Source organism: Pseudomonas crudilactis (genome assembly GCF_013433315.1).
GTDB lineage: Bacteria > Pseudomonadota > Gammaproteobacteria > Pseudomonadales > Pseudomonadaceae > Aquipseudomonas > Aquipseudomonas crudilactis.
The window spans coordinates 1-824 of record NZ_WXVV01000054.1; the positions used below are offsets into that span (position 1 = coordinate 1).

1 protein-coding gene is annotated in these 824 nt (G+C 54.1%); it reads right to left on the reverse strand.

The genetic code is table 11. The annotated features are described in order from the left end of the window. Nucleotides 1–652: IS110 family transposase (locus tag GTU76_RS29740; protein WP_180700260.1), on the reverse strand; the 652-nt coding region annotated here is incomplete at its 3' end. Between the last annotated feature and the right edge of the window lie 172 nt (nucleotides 653–824).

Sequence of the window (824 nt, forward strand, 5' to 3'; positions counted from 1 at the left end):
AGTCCCCACGCTGAAAGGATGCGAGCAAGCGGGCGCCGGTCAACGTACCGATGCCTTCTACCTTCATGCAACGCTTGAGCTGAGCGCCTAAACCGGCTTCGTCTATCTGCGCCAGGATCGTTTTCTCCAGCAGGATTTCCAGTCTTTGCATGGCGTTTATCTGATTTTTGAAAGCGGTTTTGAGCAATGGCTCATTCTCCCAGCTCTGCTTGAGGCTGACACGAGCCTGGACCAGAGCCGCACGGCGCCGGAAAAGACTGATGAGCCGGCAATACAAGGGCGACGGCGGTGTCCAGGGGCGTAAGTGGTCCCCTTCGTTTGTCAGATAACGGGCCAGTAATCGGGCATCCAGCGCATCAGTTTTGGCGCGAACGTTCACGCCTTTGCGGTAATGGCTGAGCTCATAACCGCCAACCATATAGATCACGCAACCATCGGCATACGCCAGATCAGCAAATTCCTGGTGATAGATATTGGTGGCTTCGATGGCGATTGCCACTGGCTTGGCAGCGGTTTTGAGCCATTTCTTGATCGCCGCTTTGGTATTGGAGATTGTCTCGAGCTGATCTGATTCGGCGTGATAAATCACCAGTTCGTCCTTGGCGACATCAACCCCGATAATCGACTGAGTGGTAACGACGGGCATTGCCATGAGAAATCCTCCGGGCTAAGGTTTGAACGCTTGAAGGGTTCACCCAGTGGCGCAGGCTTGTTCCTATCGTCGGTCTAGGCCAGATGCATTCTTTATCGGCGCTTGGGTGAAAGGAGGAGGGTGAAAATCTCCCACGGTCTGTACTGCGCTAACAGTCAGAATCGAGCCTTGT